Origin of the sequence: Ideonella livida (genome assembly GCF_010499455.1) — a bacterium.
Lineage (GTDB): Bacteria > Pseudomonadota > Gammaproteobacteria > Burkholderiales > Burkholderiaceae_C > Ideonella > Ideonella livida.
The window spans coordinates 104,855-128,312 of the sequence record NZ_JAAGOH010000014.1 but is presented as its reverse complement, the minus strand read 5'-3'; the positions used below and the strand labels follow the sequence as shown (position 1 = coordinate 128,312).

General features: G+C 69.7%; 23 protein-coding genes. 14 read left to right on the top strand and 9 right to left on the bottom strand.

The window, feature by feature from the left end; all coding sequences use genetic code 11:
* From G3A44_RS13060 to G3A44_RS13050, 3 genes are all read left to right on the top strand, one after another.
* Window positions 1-879 (top strand): ABC transporter permease (locus tag G3A44_RS13060; RefSeq protein ID WP_163457965.1); only part of this gene is annotated, 879 nt, incomplete at its 5' end.
* A 99-nt stretch (window positions 880-978) separates the two neighbouring features.
* On the top strand, window positions 979-2,004 hold the full coding sequence (locus tag G3A44_RS13055; protein WP_163457964.1) for an ABC transporter substrate-binding protein: 1,026 nt from the start codon (window positions 979-981) through the stop codon (window positions 2,002-2,004).
* Between the two features lie 70 nt (window positions 2,005-2,074).
* Window positions 2,075-2,710 (top strand): TetR/AcrR family transcriptional regulator, encoded by a 636-nt coding sequence (locus G3A44_RS13050; RefSeq protein ID WP_163457963.1) that lies wholly within the window; start codon window positions 2,075-2,077, stop codon window positions 2,708-2,710.
* A gap of 3 nt (window positions 2,711-2,713) precedes the next feature.
* Here the strand turns inward: G3A44_RS13050 and G3A44_RS13045 are convergent, their stop codons facing one another.
* The gene (locus tag G3A44_RS13045) at window positions 2,714-3,874 is read right to left on the bottom strand and encodes a citrate synthase family protein (RefSeq protein ID WP_163457962.1); all 1,161 of its coding nucleotides are present in this window, start codon (window positions 3,872-3,874) and stop codon (window positions 2,714-2,716) included.
* A 163-nt stretch (window positions 3,875-4,037) separates the two neighbouring features.
* Between G3A44_RS13045 and G3A44_RS13040 the strand changes: the two genes are divergently transcribed.
* The 7 genes from G3A44_RS13040 (at window position 4,038) to G3A44_RS13010 (ending at window position 8,648) form a co-directional block, all read left to right on the top strand.
* Window positions 4,038-4,769 carry a fumarylacetoacetate hydrolase family protein gene (locus tag G3A44_RS13040; RefSeq protein ID WP_310734373.1) on the top strand — a complete coding sequence of 244 codons (732 nt, stop codon included), beginning with the start codon at window positions 4,038-4,040 and terminating at the stop codon, window positions 4,767-4,769.
* Window positions 4,770-4,771: 2 nt separating this feature from the next.
* Complete coding sequence (locus tag G3A44_RS13035; RefSeq protein WP_163457960.1) at window positions 4,772-5,548, top strand: SDR family oxidoreductase; 777 nt, start codon at window positions 4,772-4,774, stop codon at window positions 5,546-5,548.
* A 112-nt stretch (window positions 5,549-5,660) separates the two neighbouring features.
* Window positions 5,661-6,617, top strand: coding sequence for a 2-hydroxyacid dehydrogenase (locus G3A44_RS13030; protein ID WP_163457959.1), 957 nt, complete (start codon window positions 5,661-5,663; stop codon window positions 6,615-6,617).
* Window positions 6,618-6,721: 104 nt separating this feature from the next.
* On the top strand, window positions 6,722-7,708 hold the full coding sequence (locus tag G3A44_RS13025) for a Bug family tripartite tricarboxylate transporter substrate binding protein (RefSeq protein WP_163457958.1): 987 nt from the start codon (window positions 6,722-6,724) through the stop codon (window positions 7,706-7,708).
* Between the two features lie 169 nt (window positions 7,709-7,877).
* A complete protein-coding gene (locus G3A44_RS13020; RefSeq protein WP_163457957.1) occupies window positions 7,878-8,171 on the top strand; it encodes a helix-turn-helix transcriptional regulator in 294 nt (97 codons plus the stop codon).
* A complete protein-coding gene (locus G3A44_RS24315) occupies window positions 8,116-8,388 on the top strand; it encodes a HipA domain-containing protein (RefSeq protein WP_163457956.1) in 273 nt (90 codons plus the stop codon). Before G3A44_RS13020 ends, G3A44_RS24315 begins: the two co-directional genes overlap by 56 nt.
* Window positions 8,379-8,648: a HipA domain-containing protein gene (locus tag G3A44_RS13010; protein WP_163457955.1), complete on the top strand. Its 270-nt coding sequence runs from the start codon at window positions 8,379-8,381 to the stop codon at window positions 8,646-8,648. The genes G3A44_RS24315 and G3A44_RS13010 overlap by 10 nt, the downstream gene beginning before the upstream one ends.
* 418 nt (window positions 8,649-9,066) lie before the next feature.
* On the opposite strand, the gene G3A44_RS13005 is transcribed toward G3A44_RS13010, so the two are convergent.
* Window positions 9,067-10,113 carry a DUF2971 domain-containing protein gene (locus G3A44_RS13005; RefSeq protein WP_163457954.1) on the bottom strand — a complete coding sequence of 349 codons (1,047 nt, stop codon included), beginning with the start codon at window positions 10,111-10,113 and terminating at the stop codon, window positions 9,067-9,069.
* Between the two features lie 262 nt (window positions 10,114-10,375).
* On the opposite strand from G3A44_RS13005, the gene G3A44_RS13000 reads away from it, so the two are divergent.
* Window positions 10,376-10,633, top strand: coding sequence for a type II toxin-antitoxin system Phd/YefM family antitoxin (locus G3A44_RS13000; RefSeq protein ID WP_163457976.1), 258 nt, complete (start codon window positions 10,376-10,378; stop codon window positions 10,631-10,633).
* Window positions 10,630-11,046, top strand: coding sequence for a type II toxin-antitoxin system VapC family toxin (locus G3A44_RS12995; RefSeq protein WP_163457953.1), 417 nt, complete (start codon window positions 10,630-10,632; stop codon window positions 11,044-11,046). The genes G3A44_RS13000 and G3A44_RS12995 overlap by 4 nt, the downstream gene beginning before the upstream one ends.
* A 33-nt stretch (window positions 11,047-11,079) precedes the next feature.
* Here the strand turns inward: G3A44_RS12995 and G3A44_RS12990 are convergent, their stop codons facing one another.
* From G3A44_RS12990 to G3A44_RS12965, 6 genes are all read right to left on the bottom strand, one after another.
* On the bottom strand, window positions 11,080-12,375 hold the full coding sequence (locus tag G3A44_RS12990; RefSeq protein WP_163457952.1) for a Zn-dependent hydrolase: 1,296 nt from the start codon (window positions 12,373-12,375) through the stop codon (window positions 11,080-11,082).
* A 53-nt stretch (window positions 12,376-12,428) separates the two neighbouring features.
* Window positions 12,429-13,874 carry a dihydropyrimidinase gene (gene hydA, locus G3A44_RS12985; protein ID WP_163457951.1) on the bottom strand — a complete coding sequence of 482 codons (1,446 nt, stop codon included), beginning with the start codon at window positions 13,872-13,874 and terminating at the stop codon, window positions 12,429-12,431.
* 96 nt (window positions 13,875-13,970) lie between these two features.
* Window positions 13,971-15,284 carry an NAD-dependent dihydropyrimidine dehydrogenase subunit PreA gene (gene preA, locus G3A44_RS12980; RefSeq protein ID WP_163457950.1) on the bottom strand — a complete coding sequence of 438 codons (1,314 nt, stop codon included), beginning with the start codon at window positions 15,282-15,284 and terminating at the stop codon, window positions 13,971-13,973.
* A 39-nt stretch (window positions 15,285-15,323) separates the two neighbouring features.
* A complete protein-coding gene (locus tag G3A44_RS12975; RefSeq protein WP_163457949.1) occupies window positions 15,324-16,670 on the bottom strand; it encodes an NAD(P)-dependent oxidoreductase in 1,347 nt (448 codons plus the stop codon).
* 356 nt (window positions 16,671-17,026) lie between these two features.
* Window positions 17,027-17,875, bottom strand: a complete 849-nt coding sequence (locus G3A44_RS12970) for a C1 family peptidase (RefSeq protein WP_163457948.1) — start codon at window positions 17,873-17,875, stop codon at window positions 17,027-17,029.
* Window positions 17,876-17,958: 83 nt separating this feature from the next.
* Window positions 17,959-18,687 (bottom strand): GntR family transcriptional regulator, encoded by a 729-nt coding sequence (locus tag G3A44_RS12965; RefSeq protein ID WP_163457947.1) that lies wholly within the window; start codon window positions 18,685-18,687, stop codon window positions 17,959-17,961.
* Between the two features lie 179 nt (window positions 18,688-18,866).
* Here G3A44_RS12965 and G3A44_RS12960 point away from each other — a divergent pair, with 179 nt between their 5' ends.
* Window positions 18,867-19,868 carry a Bug family tripartite tricarboxylate transporter substrate binding protein gene (locus G3A44_RS12960; protein WP_163457946.1) on the top strand — a complete coding sequence of 334 codons (1,002 nt, stop codon included), beginning with the start codon at window positions 18,867-18,869 and terminating at the stop codon, window positions 19,866-19,868.
* A gap of 50 nt (window positions 19,869-19,918) precedes the next feature.
* Window positions 19,919-21,334, top strand: a complete 1,416-nt coding sequence (locus G3A44_RS12955; RefSeq protein WP_239061856.1) for an enolase C-terminal domain-like protein — start codon at window positions 19,919-19,921, stop codon at window positions 21,332-21,334.
* A gap of 25 nt (window positions 21,335-21,359) precedes the next feature.
* Here the strand turns inward: G3A44_RS12955 and G3A44_RS12950 are convergent, their stop codons facing one another.
* Entirely contained in the window at window positions 21,360-23,207 is a 1,848-nt protein-coding gene (locus tag G3A44_RS12950; RefSeq protein WP_163457945.1) for a sigma-54-dependent Fis family transcriptional regulator, read from the bottom strand.
* Window positions 23,208-23,458 lie beyond the last annotated feature (251 nt).

The window sequence follows — 23,458 nt, the reverse complement described above, 5'->3', positions numbered from 1 at the left end:
GGCCTGCTGCTGGCCAGCCGCCCCGAGGCGCCGGCGGCCGGCTACGGCCTGGCGCTGCTGGCCCTGGCTGGCCTGGCACAGCTCAGCGTGCAGCGCCTGGCCGCGCTGGACGGGCACCCCGCGCTGGCGCCGGCCACCGCCGGCCTGGCCGGCGCCTGGGCGCTGTTCTTCTGGGAGCTGCTGGTCCACACCTTCGAGGTGCCGCGGGTGCTGCTGCCCGCCCCTTCGCTGATCCTGCAGGCGTTGCGGGACCACGCCGCCACCCTGGGCAGCGACTTTGCCCAGACCGTGCTCAAGGCCGTGGCCGCGGGCTACCTGCTGGGCAACCTGCTGGGCGTGGCCACCGCCATCGCCATTGACCGTGCGCCCTTCCTGCAGCGCGGCCTGCTGCCGCTGGCCTCGCTCACCAGCACCGTGCCCTTGGTGGGCGTGGCCCCCATCGCGGTGATGTGGTTTGGCTTCGACTGGCCCTCCAAGGCGGCGGTGATCGTGCTCATGACCTTCTTCCCTGCCCTGGTCAGCACCCTGGCGGGCCTGAACGCCGCCGGCAAGCTGGAGCACGAGCTGATGCACAGCTACGCCGCCGGCTACCGCCGCACCCTGCTGGACCTGCGCCTGCCCGCCGCCCTGCCCTTCATCTTTGGCGCCCTCAAGGTCAATGCCACGCTGGCGCTGATCGGCGCCATCGTGGCCGAGTTCTTCGGCTCGCCCACCTCGGGCCTGGGATTTCGCATCTCCACCGAAGCGGCGCGCATGAACATGCCGCTGGTGTGGGGCGCCATCGTGGTGGCCTCGGTCACCGGCTCGCTGGCCTACGCGCTGCTGGTGCGCCTGGAGCGCCGGGTGAACTTCTGGCATCCCTCAGTGCGTGCGCGCTGAGGCCCCTGGCCGGCGCTGTCCTGGCCTGCTCCCGTTTCCGGTTCCCTTCTTCCCCGCCCTTCCCTGCCCCTTGCGGCAGTTCACCAGGAGTTGATGAGCATGACCCGTGTTGAAGCCCTACGCCTGTCCCGCCGCGCGCTGCTGGCAGCGGCCGCCGCCGCCAGCCTGGCTGGCGCCACCACCCCGGCCCTGGCCGCCGAGAAGGTGACGCTGCAGCTCAAGTGGGTGCCGCAGGCGCAGTTTGCCGGCTACTACGTGGCCGCCGCCAAGGGCTACTACAAGGCCGAGGGCCTGGACGTGACCATCAAGCCGGGCGGCCCCGACATCTCGCCGGTGCAGGTGATTGCCGGCAAGTCCGCCGATGTGGTGGTCAACTGGATGCCCGACGCCCTGGCCGCCCGCGAGGCCGGCGTGCCGCTGGTCAACATCGCCCAGGTGTTCGACAAATCCGGCCTGATGCTGACCTGCAAAAAATCTGCCGGCGTCAGCAGCCCCAAAGACCTGAAGGGCAAGACCCTGGGCGTGTGGTACGGCGGCAATGAGTACCCCTTCCTGAACTGGATGGGCAAGCTCGGCTTCAAGCCCGACACCGACATCAAGGTGCTCAAGCAAGGCTTCAACGTCGACCCGCTGCTGCAGAACCAGGCCGCCTGCATCAGCACCATGATCTACAACGAGTACTGGCAGGTGATCGACGCCGGCGTCAAGGAGGCCGACCTGACCACCTTCTTCTATGAGAGAGAAGGCGTGGCCTCGCTGGAGGACGGCCTGTACGTGCTGGAGAGCAACCTCAAGGACAAGGCCTTTGTGGCCCGGATGGCCAAGTTCCTCAAGGCCACCTTCAAGGGCTGGAACGACGCGGTCCGGGACCCCGAGGGTGCCGCCCGCATCGTGGTGGCCCAGGACGCCTCGGGCACCGCCACGGTGGCGGTGCAGAAGCGCCAGATGGAAAACGTGGCCAAGCTCATCAGCACCGCCGGCACGGCCAAGATCGGCTACCTGGACCCGGCCGCCTATGAGCGCACGGTCAAGGTGCTGCTCAGCGGCGGCAGCTCGCCGGTCATCAAGAAAGACCCGGGCAAGGCCGCCATGAGCCATGCGGTGTGGGAAGCGGCGCAGAAGTAAGCGCAGCCGCCTGCCGGGGTGGCCCGGCGGCGGCCCGCACGGCCGTTCCTGCGGTTAAGCTCGCCGCCCCATGAGCACCCCATCCCGGGAGCCCCGCAAGGGCCAGATCCGCCAAGCCAACGAGGCCGCCATCCTGCGCGCGGCCGAACAGGTCTTCGCCCGCACCGGCTTCCAGGGTGCCACCATGGCCGAAATCGCCGAGGTGGCCGGCCTGCCCAAGGCCAACCTGCACTACTACTTCGGCAACAAGCGCGACCTCTACCAGGCCGTGCTGGACGGCGTGCTGGCCGACTGGCTGGACCCCACGGACGCCCTGGTGCCCGAAGCCGATCCGCGAGAGGCGCTGACCCATTACGTGCGGCGCAAGATGGCCCTGAGCCGCGAGCGGCCCGACGCCAGCCGCGTCTTCGCCAACGAGCTGCTGCACGGCGCCCCGGTGGTGGGCCAGGCGTTGCGGGGCCACCTGCGCACCATGGTGGCCGCCAAGGCCGCCGTCATCGACGGCTGGATCGCCGCCGGCCGCCTGCCGGCCATCGACAGCACGCACCTGTTCTTCTCGCTCTGGGCCATGACCCAGACCTACGCGGACTTCGACGTGCAGATCCGTGCCGTGCTGGACCGCGACACCCTGACGCCCGAGGACCACGCCCGCGCCGAGGCGCATGTGCTGGGGATGGTGTTGAAGGGCTGCGGGCTGGCGGGCTGAGTTTCATCGCGGCACGGCCGAGGCCGGCGCCGGCCCGGTGTAACGCCCCCGTGGGCGGATGACCTGGCCCATGCTCAGCTGCTCCATGCCATGGGCCAGCAGGCCCACGCTGCGCGCCAGGGCAAAGAGTGCAAACGCGCCGTCCGCCGGCAGGCGGTGGGTGGCCACCAGGGTGGCCAGGGCAAAGTCGATGTTGGGCTGCAGCCCGGTGGCCGCGCTGGCGCGGGCCATGAAGTCGGCAATGGCCGGCGGGGGCGACAGGCGGGCCAGCAGCGCGGCGGCGCGTGGGTCCCCCTCGGCGTAGAGCGGGTGGCCAAAGCCGGCCAGCGGCAGGCCGGCCCCCAGGTGGCGGTCCAGCACCGCCTGGCCGCCCACGCGCGCCACATCGTCGAACAGGGCGCGCACCCGGCCCGAGGCGTCCCCGTGCAACGGCCCCGAAAAGGTGGCCAGCCCCGCCAGCAGGCAGGCCGGCAGCGAGGCGCCGGTGGACGCGGCAATGCGCGTGGCAAAGGCCGAGCTGGTGATCTCATGGTCGGCCAGCAGCACCATGGCCTGGCGCAGACGGTCGGCCACCTCGGCCGGCTGGCCCCAGGCCGCCGCCAGGCGCTGGTGCACCTCACCCGGACCTGAAGACGCCGCCCCCAGAGCCACCGCCAGGTGCCCCACCAGGGCCTGGGCCTCTTCATGCAGGGCGCGCGCGGTGCGGCCCAGGGTGGCGTGGCCCGTGGCCGCCCGCTGCGCCAGCACCAGAAAGGCGGCGGTGCGCCCGGGCTGCGCCGGAGCACTGACCCCCGGTGCAGCCAGCACCACCGGCCGCGCCGTGTCCCACAGGCGCTGCGCCACCGCCTCCAGCGTGTCCCGCTCGGCCAGCTGGATGGCGTCCTGCCCGCGGTAGTGCAGCCGACCGCGCCAGAAGCTGCTGAGCGCCGTGGGAATGCTGGGCTCGGCGCCAAACAGGGTGTTGGTGGCCACGGTCTCGCGCTTGCGGCCCGACTGCTTGCGCTGCTGCAGCGCCGCCACGTCTTCCGCCCGGTAGAAGCTGCGGCGGCTGTCGGCCGGGTCGGGGGCCACATCGATCTTGCCGCGGCTGACGTAGGCGTACACGGTCTGCGGCCGCACCTGCAGCTGCTGGCAGGCGTCTTCCAAGGTGAGCCAGGTGGTCATGCCCAATTGTATTGATTTGATTGATCAAGATTGACCATCAAGTCAACACAAACCTACGATCTCCCCATCGAGAAACGGCAGCGACCACCGCCCCAAACCCCCCCGGTCGCGGCCCCACAAAGAGACCCCCGCCATGGCCCTGTGCCTGCCCGCACCCCCTCTGGTGAGCCTGCCTGTTGCAGGCCGTGCCGACCGCTTTCCCGTCGGCCGCGTCTTCTGCGCCGGGCGCAACTACCCCTGGCCCGACGCGCCTGGCCCCGCCACCCCCGCGCCGATCTTTTTCATGAAGCCCGCCTGCGCCGTGGTGGAGGCCGCCGGCAGCCTGCCGCTGCCTACCGCCACGGCCGACTTCTGCCCCGAGGTGGAGCTGGTGGTGGCCTTGGGCCAAGGCGGCGCCGACCTGAGCCCCGAAGCCGCGCAAGCCTGCATCTGGGGCCTGGCCGTGGGGCTGGACATGACCCGCCGCGACCTGCAGCGGCAGGCCCGCCAGCAGGGCCTGCCCTGGGAGGCCGCCAAGGCCTTTGACGGCGCAGCCCCCTGCGGCCCGGTGCACCCCCTCAGCAGCGCCACCCGGTGGGACCACGGCGCCCTGTGGCTGCAGGTGAACGGCCAGCCGCGCCAGCACGCCGACCTGGCCGAGCAGTTCTGGCCGGTGCCGGTGCTGTTGTCCTGGCTGTCCCGGCTGTTTCCGCTGCGCGCGGGCGACCTGGTCTTCACCGGCAGCCCCGCCGGCGTGGACACGGTGCAGGCCGGCGACACGGTGAGCGCCGGCATCGCCGGCCTGGGCCAGGTGGCCCTGCACCTGCTGCCAGCATCGGCCTCGGGCCCAGCCCCCGCCGGTGCCACATCGGCCGCCCTTTCCTCACCTTCCGCCCGGACCGCCCGGACCGCCTGACCATGACCGACACCCCCTCCCCCTCCACCACCCCCCGCATCGCCCTGGTGACCGGCGCCGGCAGCGGCATTGGCCGGGCCGTGGCCCAGGCCCTGCTGGACGATGGCTTTGCCGTGGTGCTGGCCGGCCGCCGCGCCGAGCCCCTGCAGGCCCTGGAACAGGCGGCGTCTGCGGCCGGCCAGACCGCCCTGGCCGTGCCCACGGACGTGCGCGACCCCGCCAGCGTGGACGCCCTGTTCCAGCGCATCGAATCGCGCTTCGGTCGCCTGGACGTGGTGTTCAACAACGCCGGCATCAACGCCCCGGCCGTCACCATCGACGAACTGCCGCTGGAGAAGTGGCGCGATGTGGTGGACACCAACATCACCGGCGTGTTCCTGTGCGCCCGCGGCGCCTTTGGCCTGATGCGCCGGCAAAGCCCGCAGGGCGGCCGCATCATCAACAACGGCTCCATCTCGGCCCAGGTGCCCCGGCCCCTGAGCGGCCCCTACACCGCCAGCAAGCACGCCGTGCTGGGCCTGACCAAGGCCCTGGCGCTGGACGGCCGCGAATTCAACATCGTCTGCAGCCAGATCGACATCGGCAATGCCCTGACCGAGTTGTCCGAGCGCATGACCCGCGGCGTGCGCCAGGCCAACGGCACCATCGCCACCGAGCCCATGATGGACGTGTGCCATGTGGCCGAAGCCGTGCGCCACGTGGCCCGCCTGCCGCTGGACGTGAACGTGCTGCAGATGACCGTGATGGCCAGCCGCATGCCCCTGGTGGGCCGCGGCTGACCCCGGCGCCGCGCCCCTTCCCCCCGGTCTCCACCCCATCCGCTCCCCCACCCCACCGCCGCCCGCGACGGTGGCCAGCGGAGCCCTGCCCGCCAGCCCCCTGACGAACCCCATGACCCGCCCTGACATCCTCCAGCTCAACCCCATCCTGGTGCCCGAGATCCAGCAGCGTCTGGACGACCTCTACACCGTGCACCGCCTCTTCGAGCAGGCCGACCCCGAGGCCTACCTGGACGCCCACGGCGCCCGCATGCAGGCCGTGATCACCGGCGGCCACACCGGCATCTCCAACGACCGGCTGCGCCGCCTGCCCGCGCTCAAGGTGGTGGCCATCAACGGCGTGGGCACCGACGCCGTGGACCTGGCCCACTGCCGGGCGCGCGGCCTGCCGGTGACAGCCACCCTGGGCGCCTTGACCGAAGACGTGGCCGACCTGGCCCTGGCCCTGCTGCTGGCCACCTGCCGCGAAGTGGTGGCCGGCGACCGCTTCGTGCGCGATGGCGACTGGGTGCGTCACCCCCAACCCAGCGCCATTCCTCTGGCGCGGCGCTTCTCGGGGCAGCGCATCGGCATCGTGGGCATGGGCCGCGTGGGCCGGGCCGTGGCCACCCGCGTGCAGGCCTTCGGCTGCCCCGTGCGCTACACCGACCTGCACCCCATGCCCGACCTGCCTTACCCCTTTGAGGCCGACCTGTGCGCGCTGGCCCGCCAGAGCGACGCCCTGGTGCTGGCCGCTGCCGCCGACACCGCCCAGGGCATCGTCAACGCCCAAGTGCTGGACGCCCTGGGCCCGCGCGGCTACCTGGTCAACGTGGCCCGAGGCCGCCTGGTGGTGGAGGCCGACCTGGTGGCCGCCCTCACCCAAGGGCGCATCGCCGGCGCCGGGCTGGACGTCTTTGTGGACGAACCGCACGTGCCCCCGGCCCTGTTCGGCCTGCGCAACGTCACCCTGCAGGCCCACCGCGCCAGCGCCACCTGGGAGACTCGCGCCGCCATGGGCGAAATGGTGCTGGCCAGCGTGGCCCAGGCCCTGGCCGGCCAGCGCCCCAGCGCCAGCCTCACCACCTGAATTCCCCCCTCGTTCACCCCCCCGCCACGGACGGGCCGCCCCCCCGCAGCCCGCCGGGCCCACCACAAAGCCGCCGGCCACCCCAGGCGGCCAGGAGACAAGCCATGAACCGACGCCAACTTCACCACCACCTGCTGGGCACTGCCGCCACCCTGCTGGCCGCCGGCGGCCTGCCCGGGGCCACCCTGGCGGCCGACGCCTTCCCCAGCAAACCCATCACGGTGATCATCGCCTCCTCCCCCGGCAGCACCACCGACGGCCTGGCCCGGCTGTTCGGCACCGTGGTCACGCGCGAGACCGGGCAGCCCGTCATCGTGGACAGCCGGCCCGGCGCCATGGGCGCCATCGCCGCGCAGGCCGCCGCCCGCGCCAACCCCGACGGCCACACCCTGTTCATGGCCACCAACACCACCCAGGCGGCCAACCCCCACCTGATGAAACGACTGCCCTACGACCCCGTGAAAGACTTCACCCCCGTGGGCCAGTTGGTGCAGGGCTACATGCTCATGGTGGTGCATCCCTCAGTGGAGGCACAGTCGGTGGCCGACTTCGTGGCCCTGGCCAAGAAACAGCCCGGCAAACTGAGCTACGGCGAGGGCAGCTCCTCAGCCCGCGTGGCGGTGGAGGCCTTCCAGCAGCAAGCCGGGGTGGACGTGGTGCATGTGCCCTACAAGGCCAACCCCCAGGCCATCCTCGACCTGGTGGGCGGCCAGACCCAGCTGATGATCGTGGACTACACCACCAGCCTGCCCCAGGTCAAAGCCGGCAAGTTGCGCGCCCTGGGCGTGACCAACCCCACCCGCTCGCCCCTGCTGCCCCAGGTGCCCACCTTTGCCGAACAGGGCCTGCCCGGCTTTGAAGCCACGCACTGGAACGCCCTGTACGCCCCCGCCCGCACCCCGGCCCCGGTGGTGGCCCGGCTCAACGAACTGCTGCGCAAAGCCGTGGCCACACCCGAAGCCCGCGCCTTTGCCGAGAACAACGGCATGGTCACCCGCCCCAGCGCCCCGGAAGAACTGGCGCGTTTTCAGGCCGCAGAGACCGAGCGCTGGGGCCGCATCATCCGCACGGCGGGCATCCAGCCGGAGTGAGGGCCGGGCCGCTGGCGCATGGGAGCGTTTGGCCGGCGCTTCCCTCTGGCGGCAGGCACCGGACCTGACGCCTTCAACGCCCATCAACCGGCATCAACGCTTCCCGATCAGGAAATTTTTTAACCCGACACGTTGCGCCAGGCACCAAAATTCCCGAACAGGAATTTCCATGGCACACGCCATTCCCACCCCTGAGGCCCTGGGCCAAGCCACCCGCGCGGCGCGCAAACAACTGGGCCTGACCCAGCCGCAACTGGCCCTGGCCGCCGGCGTGGGCGTGCGTTTTGTGGTGGAGCTGGAAGCCGGCAAATCCACCGTGCGGCTGGCCACACTGCTGCGCGTGCTGCACGCCCTGGGCGGGCAACTGCAGTTGGACAGGCTGCCTGAAGCGCCGACGCCACCTGACGGTGCCCGTACACCAATACCAGGCCGAAGGCGGCCCCAACCTGGCCCAGTGCTTTGAGCTGTTGCGCCGGGCCACCCGCCCCAGCGCCCCGGCCGTACTGCACCTGCTGGATGCAGTGGCCTTCAACGCCCTGGTCGGCAACCACGTTCCACACGGCAAGAACTTCTCGCTGCCGTACGCCCCACCGGGCAGCAGCGCCTGCCCCAACTGGCGCCGCTCTACGACCTGCTGTGCACCGCCGCCTACACCCGGCTGTCGGCCAAGATGGCCATGAAACTGGGCGGCAGCTACCAATTCACCGCCCTGACCCGAGCGCACTGGGAACGTTTTGCCACCGACGCGGGCCTCTCACCCGCCCAAACCTGCAAGCTCGTCGCCCAACTGGCCCACACGCTGCCCACCCAGGCCCAGCGTACCCTGGCCCAGTTTCAAGCCCAAGGGCACCACCACCCTGTGCTGGACACGGTGATGACGCTCATCACCCAACGCTGTGCGTTGACCCTGCGGCAGTTGAACCAGGCATCGGGGGCTTGAACCGGCAAAGCCCCTGCCAAATCCTGACCCACAGGCAATCCTCTTCTACTTCTGGAAGCCACTGCGCGGCAAGGTCACCACAGGGCAGACCGGCAGCCGACCCGTTCGGCCCTCAAAAGCTCAGGACACCGAGGAACGAATGGCGCCCTGCTGCGCGGCTCACATCTGGGCCAACAACCGACCACCTGCACTCGCGCCTCAAGCCCGCTTGTATGGGCACAGGGGTTTAGATTTGGGCTGGCCTTCAGGACCTGCGAGCCGATGAACGGTCAACTCGATAACCCTTCTGGGACCTCACGGTCACGCCGAGCGAATGGAGCCCGGCTCATCGGCTCACCCTTTCGAGAAATCCAAATACCGCTTTGGAAGGAAAACCGCCAGGTCCTGCTTGACTCACCGGGAAGTCCAACTAGAAGGGTTATATGTCGTTCAGCGGAAGGTCGAGCGACTTGTACAGTCTGTCTATGTCCTGCAGGGTGAACAGCCTCTTGACGTACTTGTTTGGCGCGCGGAGGTAGTGCGCATAGATGATCGGCCTCCCGGGCTTGCTCTCCGAGCCGCTGAAGTCGACGCCAGTGACCTCTTGACAGTACGGTTCTCGGCGCACGATCTCAGCCGCCTTGTATAGGTAGTCGGCATGCTGCCTTTGCTCTGGTTTCAGGTAGTCCGGATAGATCGCGCCTTCGCTGATAGGGGCGACGTTCCGTTTGAACCTGGGCGCCGATTCGTATTTGTCGGCAACCTTCTTTGTCTGCAGCGCATAAGACGAAGGCGGACTTATGACCTGCACGTAGGCGACGCCTCGTCCCGCCAGAGCCTCCATAACCGCGGACTGAGTGCTCTCGGGACAGCGGAGCCCGAAGTAGATCACCTTCACCGCCCTGTAGTCGTGTTCGTGTAGGCCAGGCGGGACAGTAATGACACGTACTTCCTCTTCGTACGCCCACGGCTTTGACTTGACCCCGAGCATCTTCTTCAGAACATCAACATGAGACTCGGAGGCGATCAGGTCCGATGGCTGTAGTGCGGGAGCAGCATTGCTGTACTGAACGTCAAGGAAGTGGTGGACGTTGGGTTCAAACTCAACGAGTCTCTCCAAGTCATAACCGATGCAGAATCCGCGATGCGAACCGCCGTAGTGCGCCCAGATCAACTCTTGCAGTGGGTTGTAGCTCAGAGAGAAGACGCCGCTTTTGTCGACGAATTCAAGAACCTCGTTCGCTGCGGCTGAGACCGCGTCGAGCGACGCTGAAGCGGTCGGCGTGATGGCTGACATTAGGCCCCGCATCGCGTGAAACTGCGAATCGAGCGGCGTGCGGTCAAAACGTCCCTCGAACGGATCGTTCAGCGTGTGGCGATTCGCTGCGTAGAACGTCGCGTCCCGAAGTGAGGTTAGATCGCGCTCGAGTGTGCCGGCGTCACCGCTGCGGTACTTAAAGGCTAGGCGCTTGGTGGACGTGTTCACGACGTATAACAAAAGGCATTTATCTGCCGCGCCGCCGAGTTGAACCCAGCGCGCAGTGCGTGCCGCGGCAGGTCAACCTCGTTCAACTTGACCGCCGCGCCAGCGGTTGAAGGGGAATGTAAGTTCAGGGGCGACGTGGGGCAACCGTGCTGCGCAGCAAATCGCCTCTCGCTTGGTTCGAAACAAGCATCACCCGCGAGCGTGTGACTTGCCCGCCCACCTCAATCAGACTAGTCAGATGACCAGTTCAACGGAGATGGCGATGCAATCGTGGCCAGTGCAGGATGCCAAAGCGCGTTTCAGTGAGTTCCTGGATGCTTGCCTGCTGGAAGGGCCCCAGATGGTGACCCGACGAGGCGCAGAAGCGGCCGTTCTGATTCCGGTGGACGAGTGGCGCAGGTTGCAGTCGGCCGCGCGCCCCTCACTCAAGCAGCTGTTGCTCTCGGACGAGGCACGCACCGACTTGGCGTTGCCGGCACGCGGCAAGGCCACACGCCGCAAGCTGGAGCCGATGCTGTGACGCAAGAATTCTTGCTGGACACGAGTGTCGTGTCGGAGCTTCGGCGGCCACGACCCCACGGTGGCGTGGTGGCTTGGCTGCAATCGCTGGATGACGCCCAACTGCATGTGTCTGCGGTGACGCTGGGCAAGATTCAAGCGGGCATTGAGCTGACGCGGGAACAGGACCCAGGCAAGGCCCAAGCCATTGAAGGCTGGCTGGCGTTGGTGGCGGACAGCTACAACGTGCTGCCCATGGATGCGAGGGCCTTCAGGGCGTGGGCCCGGCTGATGCACCGAAAGTCCGACACGCTGTATGAAGACGCGATGATTGCGGCCACGGCGCAGGTGCACGGCTTGACCGTGGCCACACGAAACGTCGGTGATTTCAAGGCCTTGGGGCTGGACGTTTTCAACCCATTTGCCTCGGCATAGGCGCGCAGCAGCCCGCCCCAGTCTTTCACCCCATCACCCTGCCCGCTCCAGCATCGCCTGCAGCAGCACATTGCAGCCCGCCTCGATGTGCACCGGGTCGGCGTCTTCAATTTCGTTGTGGCTGATGCCGTCTTTGCAGGGGATGAAGATCATGCCGGCGGGGGCGAGGCGGGCCATGTAGACGGCGTCGTGGCCGGCGCCGGAGACGGCGGGCATGGCGCTGTAGCCCAGGCGCTGGGCGGCGGCGGCCACGGCTTGCACGCAGTCGGGGTGGAAGGGTTGGGCGGGGTAGGCGGAGACGGGGGTGATCTCGATCGACAAGCCGGTTTCGGCGGCCAGGCGGGCGGCGGTGGCGCGGATGTCGGCATCCATGGCGTCGCACAGGGCGTCGGTGGCGTTGCGCAGGTCGATGCTGAACTTGACCCGGCCGGGGATGACGTTGCGGCTGTTGGGGAAGACTTGCACCATGCCGACGGTGCCTCGCCCGTGGTTCACCCCATCGGCCTGCGGGTGGCGGTGGGCGCAGGCCACCACCTCTTGCATCAGGCGGCTGGCCACTTGCAGGGCGTCGCGGCGCAGGGCCATGGGGGTGGGGCCGGCATGGGCTTCCATGCCGGTCACCACGCAGTCGTACCAGCGGATGCCCAGCACGCCGGTGACGATGCCGATGGTTTTGCCGTGGTCTTCCAGCACAGGGCCTTGCTCGATGTGGGTTTCAAAGTAGGCGCCGATGGGGTGCTGGCCCGGCACCTCGGTGCCCAGGTAGCCGATGGCTTTCAGCTCGTCTTTGACGGTTTTGCCCTCCACGTCGGTGGCGGCGTAGGCGGTGTCCAGGCTGAAGGCGCCGGCAAACACGCCCGAGCCCATCATCACGGGCACAAAGCGTGAGCCTTCTTCGTTGGTCCAGGCCACCACCTCCAGCGGGGCTTCGGTTTGCAGGCCCAGGTCGTTGAGGGTGCGCATCACCTCCAGCCCGGCCAGCACGCCGTAGTTGCCGTCGAACTTGCCGCCGGTGGGCTGGGTGTCGATGTGGCTGCCGGTGACGATGGGCGGCAGCGCGGGGTTGCGGCCCGGGCGGCGCATGAAGATGTTGCCGATTTGATCGACGGTGACAGCCAGGCCGGCCTCGCGCGCCCAGCGGGTGACGAGGTCGCGGCCCTGGCCGTCGAGCGCGGTCAGCGCCAGGCGGCAGACGCCGCCTTTGGGGGTGGCGCCGATCTGGGCCAGCTCCATCAGGCTGGCCCACAGGCGCGGGCCGTTGATGCGCAGGGTGGACAGGTCGGTGGTGGCGGGGTCGGTGGCGGGGGCTTGGGTGGCAAGCGCGGTCATTGGCAATCTCCGAAAGCGGGTGGCGGTGGGGAGGCGGTGCAGGTCAGCGCCGGTCAACGCAAGACGGACGTGGGCGCATGCAACGCGGCCTTTTTGCCCAGCGCGGTGAACTGCGGGCCAAACGGCGGGCGCTTGAGGTAGCGGCCGGCGCCACGTTCGGCGCGCAAGTCACCCTGGGCAAACACCACGCGGCCTTGGCTCAAGGTGTGGCTGGGTGCGCCGGTGACGGTGCGGCCCTCGAAGATGTTGAAGTCGCCCAGCGAGTGCTGGGTGGCCACCGACAGGGTCTTGCTGGCGGCCGGGTCCCACACCACCAGGTCGGCATCCGCGCCCGGGGCCACCAGGCCTTTGCGAGGGTAGAGGTTGAAGAGCTTGGCGGCGTTGGCCGAGGTGATGGCCACGAACTCGCTGGGCGTGAGGCGGCCGGTGTTGACGCCGGCGTCCCACAGCACGGCCAGGCGCTCTTCCACACCGCCGGTGCCGTTGGGGATCTTGCTGAAGTCGAACAGGCCGGCCGCCTTCTGCTGGGCGCAGAAGGTGCAGTGGTCGGTGGCGGTGGTGTGCAGGTGGCCGGCCTGCAGGCCGCGCCACAGCGCTTCTTGGTGGGTTTTCTCGCGGAAGGGCGGGCTCATCACGTGCGCGGCGGCGAACGCAAAGTCGGGGTGGCGGTAGACGCTGTCGTCCACCACCAGGTGGCCGGCCAGCACCTCGCCAAACACGCGCTGGCCCCGGGCGCGGGCGCGGGCAATGGCCTCGGCCGATTCAGCACACGACACGTGCACCACGTAGATGGGCACGTTCAGCACATCGGCAATGGCGATGGCGCGCTGCGCGGCCTCGGCCTCCACGGCGGGCGGGCGCGAGAGCGGGTGGCCTTCAGGGCCCAGCACGCCTTGGGCTTTCATCTCCTGCTGCAGCAGGAAGACGAGTTCGCCGTTCTCGGCGTGCACGGTGGGCATGGCGCCCAGCTCCAGCGCGCGGCGGAAGCTGCGCACCAGGGTTTCGTCGTCGCACATGATGGCGTTTTTGTAGGCCATGAAGTGCTTGAAGCTGTTGACGCCTTCTTCGCGCACCAGGGTGCCCATGTCGGCGTGCACGCTCTCGTCCCACCAGGTGATGGCGACGTGAAAGCTGTAGTCGCTGGCGGCCTTCTCGGCCCAGCCGCGCCAAGTGCGGTAGGCGTCCATCAGCGGCTGCTTCGGGTCGGGGATGACGAAGTCGAGGATGGTGGTGGTGCCGCCGGCCAGGGCGGCCGCCGTGCCGCTGTAGAAGTCGTCCCGCGTGACGGTGCCCATGAAAGGCAGCTGCATGTGGGTGTGCGGGTCGATGCCGCCGGGCAGGACGTACTGGCCGCCGGCGTCCACCACGGTGGCACCAGCCGGGGCGTCCAGGTCAAGGCCCACGGCGGCGATCTGGCCGCCCACGCACAGCACGTCGGCACGGGTCTCACGGTCGGCATTCACCACGGTGCCGCCACGGATCAGCAGGGTGTCACTCATCGCTTCGTCTCCACAGAATCGGGTCAGGGGCCCGCAGGCCCCAGCAGGTTCTGGGCCGGGTGGCGCAGGCAGCGCCCCGGCCCGTGGGCAGGCGCTTCAGGCGCCGGCGCTGGCCTCACGCATGGGGTTGTTGGGGTGGGTGCGCCAGTCGCGGTGCTCGGTGGGCACGGGCCGGCCGGTGCGGGCATCCACCTCGCCCGGGGCCAGGTCGCGCATGGAGATGGCGCCGGGCACGGGGCAGATGGACACGCACAGGTTGCAGCCCACGCACTCTTCGTCCTTCACTTCGAAGTGGCGTTTTCCGTCCTTCTCAAAAGTGATGGCCTGGTGCGAGGTGTCTTCACACACCACATGGCAGCGGCCGCACTGGATGCAGGTGTCCTGGTCAATGACGGCCTTGGAGACGTGGTTGAGGTTGAGGAAGCGCCAGTCCGACACGGTGGGCACGGCCTTGCCTTGCAGGCCGGAGAGGTCGGGCAGGCCGCGCTCGTCCAGGTAGCTGTTCAGGCCGGAGATCATTTCCTGCACGATGCGGAAGCCATAGACCATGGCGGCGGTGCACACCTGCACATTGCTGGCACCCAGGGCCATGAACTCGGCCGCATCGCGCCAGGTGGTCACACCGCCAATGCCCGAGATGGGCAGGCCGGCGGTGGCGGGGTCGCGGGCGATCTCGGCCACCATGTTCAGCGCAATGGGCTTGACCGCCGGGCCGCAGTAGCCGCCGTGGCTGCCCTTGCCGCCGGTGCTGGGGGTCATGGTGAGGGTGTCCAGGTCCACGCCCATCACCGAGTTGATGGTGTTGATGAGGCTCACCGCATCGGCCCCGCCCTTCTTGGCGGCGCGGGCGGGGTGGCGCACATCGGTGATGTTGGGCGTGAGCTTCACGATCACCGGCAACTTGCTGTAGTGCTTGCACCAAGCGGTGACCATCTCGATGTACTCGGGCACCTGGCCCACGGCGGCGCCCATGCCGCGCTCGCTCATGCCGTGCGGGCAGCCAAAGTTCAGCTCCACGCCGTCGGCGCCGGTGTCTTCCACCATGGGCAGGATGTTTTTCCAGCTCTGCTCGTTGCAGGGCACCATGAGCGAGACCACCAGGGCGCGGTCGGGCCAGTCGCGTTTGACTTGGCGGATCTCCTGCAGGTTGAGCGCCAGCGGGCGGTCGGTGATGAGCTCGATGTTGTTCAGGCCCAGCACGCGGCGGTCGGGCGAGAGCAGCGTGCTGTAGCGCGGGCCGTGCACATTGACCACGGGCGGGTCTTCACCCAGGGTCTTCCAGACCACGCCGCCCCAGCCGGCCTCAAAGGCGCGGATGACGTTGTAGGCCTTGTCGGTGGGCGGCGCGCTGGCCAGCCAGAAGGGGTTGGGGCTGGAAATGCCCACGAAATTGCTGCGCAGATCTGCCATGGCGATGGCTCCGGAAAAAGGTGTGCGGGGGACGGCGGGTCAGCCGATCAGGTACTGGTGGATGGCCTGGGCGGCGCGTTTGCCGTGCTCCACGGCCCAGACGGTGAGGTCGCGGCCACCGGCCACGCAGTCCCCACCGGCCCACACGCCCGGCAGCGCGGTGGCGCCGGCCTCATCGGCCACCAACTTGCCGGCGGCCGTGGTCAAGCCCGCCGCCGCGGCCCAGGGCACGGCCAGCTTCTGGCCAATGGCCTTGAGCAGCAGGTCGGCCGGCAGGGTGTCGGTGGCGCCGGTGGGCTGCAGGCGGCCGTCGACCAGCGCTTGCTGCGCCAGGGTCACGGCCTGCAGCGCACCGCCCTCGCCCACCAGGGCCTGTGGGGCCACCCAGTGGCGGATGACCACGCCGTTTTGCAAGGCCCAGCGCTGCTCGTCCACCGAGGCGCCCATGGCCTCGGGGCCACGGCGGTAGGCCAGCGTCACCTGCTCGGCGCCCAGCAGCTTGCACTGCACGGCAGCGTCCACCGCCGTCATGCCGCCGCCGATCACCACCACACGCCGGCCCACGGGCAGGGTGCTCAGGTCTTCGGTTTGGCGCAGGCGGGCGATGAAGGCCACGGCGTCTTCCACGCCGGCCAGGTCTTCACCGGGCAGGCCCAGGCGCTGGGTGTCGCCCAGGCCGATGCCCAGGAACACGGCGTCATGGCCGGCGCGCAGCTCGGCCAGTTGCTCGGGCGTGTCCAGCCGCCAGCCGGTGCGCACCTGGATGTCGCCCTGGCCCAGCAGCCAAGCCACTTCACGCTGGGCAAAGTCGCCCGGGGTTTTGTAGCGGGCCAGGCCGTATTCGTTCAGGCCGCCCAGGCGCTCGTGGGCGTCCAACACGGTGACGCGGTGGCCTAGCAGCGCCAACTGCTGGGCACAGGCCAAGCCGGCCGGGCCGGCGCCCACCACCGCCACATGGCGGCCGGTGGCCGGCGCGCTGGGCAGCAGGCTGGGCAGGGGCAGGTGCATCACCGCATCCACCGCATGGCGCTGCAGCCGGCCGATGGCGATGGGCTGGCCCTGCTGCGTGTTGCGCACGCAGACCTGCTCGCAAAGCTCTTCCGTGGGGCAAACGCGGGCGCACATGCCGCCCAGCGGGTTGGCCGCCAAGATGGCCTGGGCGGCGCCGCGCAGGTTGCCGTCGCCAATGCGGCGGATGAACTGCGGCACCGGGATGCCGGTGGGGCAGGCCGTTTGGCAAGGCGCGTCGTGGCAGTACACGCAGCGCTCGGCCTCCAGCACGGCCTGGGCGGGCGTGAGGGGCGGCTGCGCATCGGCAAAACGCTGGGCGTACTCGGCGGCGGGCAGGCGGCCGGCGCGGAGGTCGGGGGCGGGGCTGGCGGTCACACGGACTCCTTGGCTAAGCAGTGGGGCTCAACTTCTTGACCATTTGGTCAGGATTTGGAGTCGACAGAAGCCAGAAGCGTGCCAAGGAAGGACCACCGCCGGCGAGCAGATGCCGCACCAGCGCGGGGACCAAACCCCTCCCGGGCACTGCGGGCGTGCATGGCCCCGCGTCAGGTCGGTGCCAGTTCGGTGCCCATCAGGCCCGCTGGCGCCCAACAAGACCCAGATCACCAGGCCTCGACCGCAAACAACACGACGCGCGGCCACCCGCCCTCGGCCACGGGGTGCGCTGTATGTGGAGTGCGGTGGCCCTGAGGCAGGTCACCGACAGACCTGCCTCAGACAGGCCAGGGCGGTCAGACCGCGACGCCGTAGGCCTCTGTGAAGGCGGCAGCGGCATAGGCATCGCTGGCGTAGGCGTAGCCGCGGTCGCCCCATTCGGTGCCCCAGGAGTTGCGCACGATGAAGTGGCTGCGGGTGTAGCCCACGATCAGCACGCAATGGCCGCCGCCCGCCTGGGCCGCGTCGTATTGGCGGAGCTTGCCTTGGGTGCGGGTGGCGTCGTTCCAGGCGGGGTCCACGTCCAGCCGGGTGAGGATGGGGCCGTTGTGGGCCAGCCAGGCGCGCCAGTTGCCCAGGTCGCGGCCCAGGTTGAAGTAGGCCGAGATCTTGCGCTGCGCGGCCATGGCGTAGAAGGTGTCGACCGGGCTGGGATCCCCTTCCACCGGCGAGAGGAACAGCGCGGGCTCGCCGTCCTCGCGCTGGAAGGGCAGCACCTCCTCGGTCACGCAGCCGAACTTGCGGGCGATGTCCAGCGCCGCCTTGAGGGAGGTGCCGTCCTGCTCGATGAAGGTGGTGGGCCGGCTGCGGAACTCGTCGGTCTCCTTGGCGGCCATCCAGATGAAGCGCACCGACAAGCGCTGACCCGGGCCGAGCTTGCCTGCGCGGGCCAGGTGCCAGCGCAAGATGCCGTCGGCAGTGCTCCAGCCCACGCAGGAGCCGGTGCGGCCCTGGTGCACCACCGGCCACTGGGCGTCGTCGCGCAGGTCCACCTTGGCGGGCAGCTTGGCGGCCGGGGCATGCACGCCGCTGGCGCGGGCGGTGGCCAGGCCCCAGTCCTTCTCAGGCTCGCGCGAGGGGGTGCAGTTGAGAATGAAGGGGCGGGCTGCCGGCGTGGCAGATCGGATTTGAGGGGCGCGGGCCATGGGGGCTCTCCTGCGGGGCGCCAGAGGCGCCGGGTTGGAAGACATGGGGCTGGCGCCCCGGGGGGTCGGCCGGCGCCGCCGCCTCAGCCGGTGACGGCGTCGGGATGGCGCTGGCGGATGTCGTCGATCTGGCCCAGGGTGCCGCTCAGGTGCAGCCGCAGCGCGGCGCGGGCCGCCTCGGGCTGCCCCTGCGCGATGGCGTCCACGATGGCCTGGTGCTGGCCCACCACCGAGGCGGCCTTGCCCGCCTCGGGCAGGTGCAGGCGGCGCAGCCGGTCGATGTGGCCGCTTTGGCGACGCACCTGGGTCCACAGCGCCTCCATGCCGCGGGCCGCATAGAGCACCTGGTGGAAGGCACGGTCGGCCTCGATGAACTCGGCGTAGCTGGCATCGTCCAGCAGGCCCCGCGCGTCCTGCCGCGACAGCAGCGCGCGCTGCAGGCCCAACGCGCCTTGCAGCCGGGCCAGGGTGGCGGGGTCGGGATCAGCCGCCAGGGCACCCACCAGCTCCAGCTCCAGCGCCAGCCGCAGAAAGTGCGCCTGCCGCGCAGCGGTCAGGTCGATGCGGCTGACCACGGTGGCGTGCTGGGCAAAGATCTGCACCAGCCCTTCCTCGCCCAACTTGAGCAGGGCATCGCGGATGGGGGTCTGGCTCAGGCCGAAGCCTTCGGCCAGCTCGCCGCGGGCCAGCACCGTGCCGGGCGCCAGCTGCATCGACACGATGAGCGCGCGCAGGTGCTCAAACACCTGTGGCGCCGCATGGCGGGTACGGTCCAGCTTGAAGCGGGCCAGGATCTCGGGAAGGGCGGTCATGCGGCGGAAAGGGACAAACGGCGGCATTCTAGGCAGCCGCCTGCGGCGCCTGGCAGAGGCTTTCGCACACTTGCTGGCACTGATATATTAGTGCTTTAATGCACCAATAGCCCGGCCACGCGCCGCCCGCCACCGCCCGCAACGCACGGGCGCAGGCCCACTCACCGGAGACAAGCCCCATGACCCTTCACCGCCGCCAACTCCTGCAAGCCCTGGCGGGCAGCACCACCCTGGGCCTGACCGGCCTCGCCCCGTCGGCCGGCGCCCAGGAGGCCCCCTGGCCCACCGCCAAGCCCATCACCTATGTGGTGCCGTTCACCGCCGGCGGCTCCACCGACGTGGTGGGCCGCACGCTGGCGCAGAAGCTGGGCGAGGCACTCAAGCAGACCGTGGTGGTGGAGAACCGCCCGGGCACCGGCGGCGGCATCGGCGCGGCCTCGGTGGCCAAGGCCCCGGCCGATGGCTACACCCTGATGGGCGGCACCATCAGCTCGCACGCCATCAACGCCGGCCTGTACCGCAAGCTGCCCTATGACCCGGTCAAGGACTTTGAGCCGGTGAGCCTGGTGGCCTTTTTGCCGAACGTGCTGCTGGTCAACCCGAACTTGGGCGTCAACTCGGTGGCCGACCTCATCGCCTTGCTCAAGAAAGACGAAAGCAAGCGCACCTTCGCCTCCTCCGGCGCCGGCACCTCCACCCACCTGGCCGGCGAGCTGTTCGCCGACCTGATCGGCGTGCCGCTCACCCACATCGCCTACAAGGGCACGCCGCCGGCTATGGTGGACGTGTCCGCCGGGCAGGTGACCTTCATGTTCGACCAGATGACGGCCGCCCTGCCCCTGCTGCAGGCCGGCAAGCTCAAGCTGCTGGCAGTGACCACGGGCAAGCGCTTCTTCCTGGCGCCGGACACGCCGACCATGATCGAGGCCGGCGTGCCAGGCTTCGAGATGTCATCCTGGCAGGCGGTGTATGCGCCCAAGGGCACGCCCAAGGCCATCGTGCAGCGCCTGAACGCCGAGATCGTCAAGGCACTCAAGCAGCCGGATGTGCGCGAGAAGCTGGGCAAGCAGCTGGGCATGGAGCTGGTGGGCAGCACGCCCGAGGAACTGGCCGCCCTGATGCAGCGCGAGATCCCGCGCTGGGCCGCGCTGGTCAAGAAGTCAGGCGCCAGCGCCGACTGAGGGACGCGCGCCGCCCGACCTGCCACCCCTTCCCACAGCCCCTGTTCAAGATGGCCTCCACCGCTTTTACCGCTTCCGCCGCTCCCCACGCCACCCCCGTTGTCGCCACCATGCGGGTGGTGCCCGTGGCGGGCCAGGACAGCATGCTGCTGAACCTGTGCGGCGCGCATGCGCCCTGGTTCACCCGCAACCTGGTCCTGCTCACCGACTCCGCCGGCCATACCGGCCTGGGCGAGGTGCCTGGCGGCGAGGGCATCCGACAGGCGCTGGAGCGCGTGGCGCCGCTGGTGATCGGCCAGCCCCTGGGCGCCTACCGCCGCACCCTCAACCGGGTGCGCGCCACCTTGGGTGGCGGTGGCGCCCACAGCGCCACCGTGCATCAGGTGACCGATGCGGCTGAGGCCGCCGTGCTGCGCCAGCCGCACGAGATCAACCTGCGCATGGACAACGTCATCACCGCCATCGAGGCGCCGCTGCTGGACCTGCTGGGCCAGCACCTGGGCGTGCCGGTGGCTGAGCTGCTGGGCGAAGGCCAGCAGCGTGACGCCGTCCCCATGCTGGCCTACCTCTTCTACATCGGCGAGCGCCGCCAGACCGACCTGCCTTACGCCGGCCCGCAGGGCCCCGTCGCCGCGGGCGACGACTGGCTGAACCTGCGCGACGAGGCCGCCCTCACGCCCGAGGCCGTGGCCCGCCTGGCCGAGGCGGCGCATGCCCGCTACGGCTTCCAGGACTTCAAGCTCAAGGGTGGCGTGATGCGCGGCGCCGACGAGATGCAGGCCGTGGCCGCCATCAAGGCACGCTTCCCGCAGGCCCGCGTCACGCTGGACCCCAACGGCGCCTGGTCACTGGCCGAAGCCATCGAGGTGTGCCGTGGCCAGGGCCACCTGCTGGCCTATGCCGAAGACCCCTGCGGCCCGGAGGATGGCTACTCCGGCCGCGAGGTGATGGCCGAATTCCGCCGTGCCACGGGCCTCCGCACCGCCACTAACATGGTCGCCACCGACTGGCGCCAGCTCGGCCACTCGCTGCGCCTGGACGCGGTGGACATCCCACTGGCCGACCCGCACTTCTGGACCATGGAAGGCAGCGTGCGCGTGGCCCAGCTCTGCCAGTCCTTCGGCATGACCTGGGGCAGCCATTCCAACAACCACTTTGACGTCTCGCTGGCCATGTTCACCCATGTGGCCGCGGCCGCCCCGGGCCCCATCACCGCCATCGACACCCACTGGATCTGGCAGGAAGGCCGCGAGCGCCTGACCACCGAGCCGCTGCGCATCGAAGGCGGCCAGGTGCGCGTGCCCGACCGCCCCGGCCTGGGCATCACGCCCGACATGGCGCGCATCGAAGCGGCCCACGCCCTTTACCGCCAGGTGGCCGCCACCGCCCGCGACGACGCGCTGGCCATGCGCCAGATCTTCCCCGGCTGGCAATACCACCCCAAGCGGCCGAGCTGGGCGCGCTGAGGCGGCCACACGCCAGCGGGCGCAACTAATCGGCGGCAGCCGCCGGCCGCTGCTTGTCCAGCCGGTAGGCGAACTGGGCGCGGCTCAGCCCCAGGCTTCGTGCGGCGGCAGAGACGTTGCCTTCGTGCGCCAGCAGTGCGTCGCGAAGCAGGCGGGCTTCCAGCGCGTCCAGGCTGAGCTGCTCGGTACCCAACGCGTCGCGCAGCAGGCCGTGCAGGTGTTGCGGGTCGGCACTGGCCGGGCGGCCCAGGTGGCCACTGGCGCCCAGCGCGAGCAGAGTTTCGTCACTGAGCTGCTCGCGGCGGAACAGGTGGGGCACGTCAATCGCCTTGCCCTCCTCGGCCGAGATCACGCCGCGCTCCACCAAGTTTTGCAGCTCGCGGATGTTGCCCGGGAAGGCGTAGCCCAGCAGGGCGCGTACCGCCCGGGGGGTGAAGCCCACCACCTCGCGTCCGTGGCGGGCGCATTCGCGTTGCAGGAAGTGGTTCATCAGCAGCGGGATGTCGTCGCGCCGCTCGCGCAGGGGCGGAAGGTGCATCGGAAACACGTTGAGCCGGTAGTACAGGTCTTCACGGAAGCGGCCAGCCTCCACCTCGGCAAGCAGGTCCACATTGGTGGCGGCCACCAAGCGCACGTCCACCTGCACGGTCTTGCTGCCGCCCACGCGTTCGATCTCGCCTTCCTGCAGGGCCCGCAGCAGTTTGCCTTGGCTGACCAAGCTCAGCGTGCCGATTTCGTCCAGGAAGAGCGTGCCGCCGTCGGCCCGCTCGAAACGGCCTGGCCGTGACACGCTGGCGCCGGTGAAGGCGCCACGCTCCACCCCGAACAGCTCGGATTCGATCAGCGTGTCCGGGATGGCGGCGCAGTTCACGGCCACAAAGGGGCCCTCGGCGCGGCGGCTGATGCGGTGCAGGCGCCGCGCAAACACCTCCTTGCCCACGCCCGACTCGCCGGTGAACAGCACCGTGGCCTGGGTGGGCGCCACACGCGCCAATTGGTGGCAGGCCGAGTTGAAGGCCGATGAGGCCCCCACGATTTCATGCCGCCCGCCGGCGGTGGCTGCGGGGGCGGTGCGGGCTTGCCCGGGCCCCTCCCCGGCGGCGACCGGCGGTGGTGGCGCGGCGTGCAACGTGGCCCGGGCGGGCGGTGAGGCAGCCGCCAGCGCCCGGAAGTCCTTGGCCTCTAAGTAGCGCAAGTCCTCGCGCACATCGCCCCACGCGCTGGCGTTGCGGCCCACCACCCGACACACCGCCGCCCCCATCGAGCGGCAGTCCAGCTCGCGAAAGATCACCAGCTGGCCGAACAGGCTGGTGACGTAGCCGGTGGCGTAGCCCACCTGGGTCCAGCAGGCGGACTCAGTGCCGATGCCGTAGGCCTCGATGTGCTCGTCGTCCTCGCTGGAGTGCTCCCAGAGGAATTCGCCCTCGTAGGTGCCACGGTCGATGTCGAAGTCATAACTCACCGGCGTGACCTTGACGATGCCCTCCAGCGCGTGCAGCCGCGTGCCGGCCATGAACACGGTGGTGGTGTCGCCCTGGGGCCAGCGCTCGCGCACCAACTGCGCGTCGCGCGCGCCGGCCACGTAGCCGGCGCGGGTGAGCAGGCCACGGGCCCGCTCGCGGCCCAGGGTGTCGATCAGCTCACGCCGCAGGTGGCCCATGGCCGAGCTGTGCAGCAGCAGCATACGCTGGTCGTTGAGCCAGATGCGGCCGTCACCGGGCGAGAAGAACAGGCTCTCGGTCAGGTCGGCCATGGTGGGGTGGTGACCGGGCGCGATCTGGTCCACCCGGCCCTTCTTCAGCAGGCCGCCGGTCTCGCGGGCCGCTTCGGCCAGGGAAATGCGGGGGGTCTTGGCGGGTGGCGTTTTTCTCATTTCGTCAATCCACGACAACGGAATGGCCTGAAATGTTCACCATTTAAGCAGGTGGATTCGGGTGGGTTTTCCCTGTGCTGCGCGGCATCCGCCGGCCCTGGGGAAAGTCCCAGGGTGCGGGGGTGGCGGCCCTATGAGAACCGGGCCGCGCCGGACGGCCCGCCAGCCCATGCGGCGCGGGTCTTCTGGCGGTGTCGGCACGGCCGTTGCGCTGAGGCAGGCATGGCGGACCGTCGGTCTGCCAACCAGGA

Excerpts from the sequence above, each read along its gene's own strand:
- G3A44_RS13055 (WP_163457964.1), top strand. The coding sequence starts at position 979 with ATGACCCGTGTTGAAGCCCTACGCCTGTCCCGCCGCGCGCTGCTGGCA.
- G3A44_RS13050 (WP_163457963.1), top strand. The coding sequence starts at position 2,075 with ATGAGCACCCCATCCCGGGAGCCCCGCAAGGGCCAGATCCGCCAAGCC.
- G3A44_RS13045 (WP_163457962.1), bottom strand. The coding sequence starts at position 3,874 with ATGACCACCTGGCTCACCTTGGAAGACGCCTGCCAGCAGCTGCAGGTG.
- G3A44_RS13035 (WP_163457960.1), top strand. The coding sequence starts at position 4,772 with ATGACCGACACCCCCTCCCCCTCCACCACCCCCCGCATCGCCCTGGTG.
- G3A44_RS13030 (WP_163457959.1), top strand. The coding sequence starts at position 5,661 with ATGACCCGCCCTGACATCCTCCAGCTCAACCCCATCCTGGTGCCCGAG.
- G3A44_RS13025 (WP_163457958.1), top strand. The coding sequence starts at position 6,722 with ATGAACCGACGCCAACTTCACCACCACCTGCTGGGCACTGCCGCCACC.
- G3A44_RS13020 (WP_163457957.1), top strand. The coding sequence starts at position 7,878 with ATGGCACACGCCATTCCCACCCCTGAGGCCCTGGGCCAAGCCACCCGC.
- G3A44_RS13010 (WP_163457955.1), top strand. The coding sequence starts at position 8,379 with ATGGCCATGAAACTGGGCGGCAGCTACCAATTCACCGCCCTGACCCGA.
- G3A44_RS13000 (WP_163457976.1), top strand. The coding sequence starts at position 10,376 with ATGCAATCGTGGCCAGTGCAGGATGCCAAAGCGCGTTTCAGTGAGTTC.
- G3A44_RS12990 (WP_163457952.1), bottom strand. The coding sequence starts at position 12,375 with ATGACCGCGCTTGCCACCCAAGCCCCCGCCACCGACCCCGCCACCACC.
- hydA (WP_163457951.1), bottom strand. The coding sequence starts at position 13,874 with ATGAGTGACACCCTGCTGATCCGTGGCGGCACCGTGGTGAATGCCGAC.
- preA (WP_163457950.1), bottom strand. The coding sequence starts at position 15,284 with ATGGCAGATCTGCGCAGCAATTTCGTGGGCATTTCCAGCCCCAACCCC.
- G3A44_RS12970 (WP_163457948.1), bottom strand. The coding sequence starts at position 17,875 with ATGGCCCGCGCCCCTCAAATCCGATCTGCCACGCCGGCAGCCCGCCCC.
- G3A44_RS12965 (WP_163457947.1), bottom strand. The coding sequence starts at position 18,687 with ATGACCGCCCTTCCCGAGATCCTGGCCCGCTTCAAGCTGGACCGTACC.
- G3A44_RS12960 (WP_163457946.1), top strand. The coding sequence starts at position 18,867 with ATGACCCTTCACCGCCGCCAACTCCTGCAAGCCCTGGCGGGCAGCACC.
- G3A44_RS12955 (WP_239061856.1), top strand. The coding sequence starts at position 19,919 with ATGGCCTCCACCGCTTTTACCGCTTCCGCCGCTCCCCACGCCACCCCC.
- G3A44_RS12950 (WP_163457945.1), bottom strand. The coding sequence starts at position 23,207 with ATGAGAAAAACGCCACCCGCCAAGACCCCCCGCATTTCCCTGGCCGAA.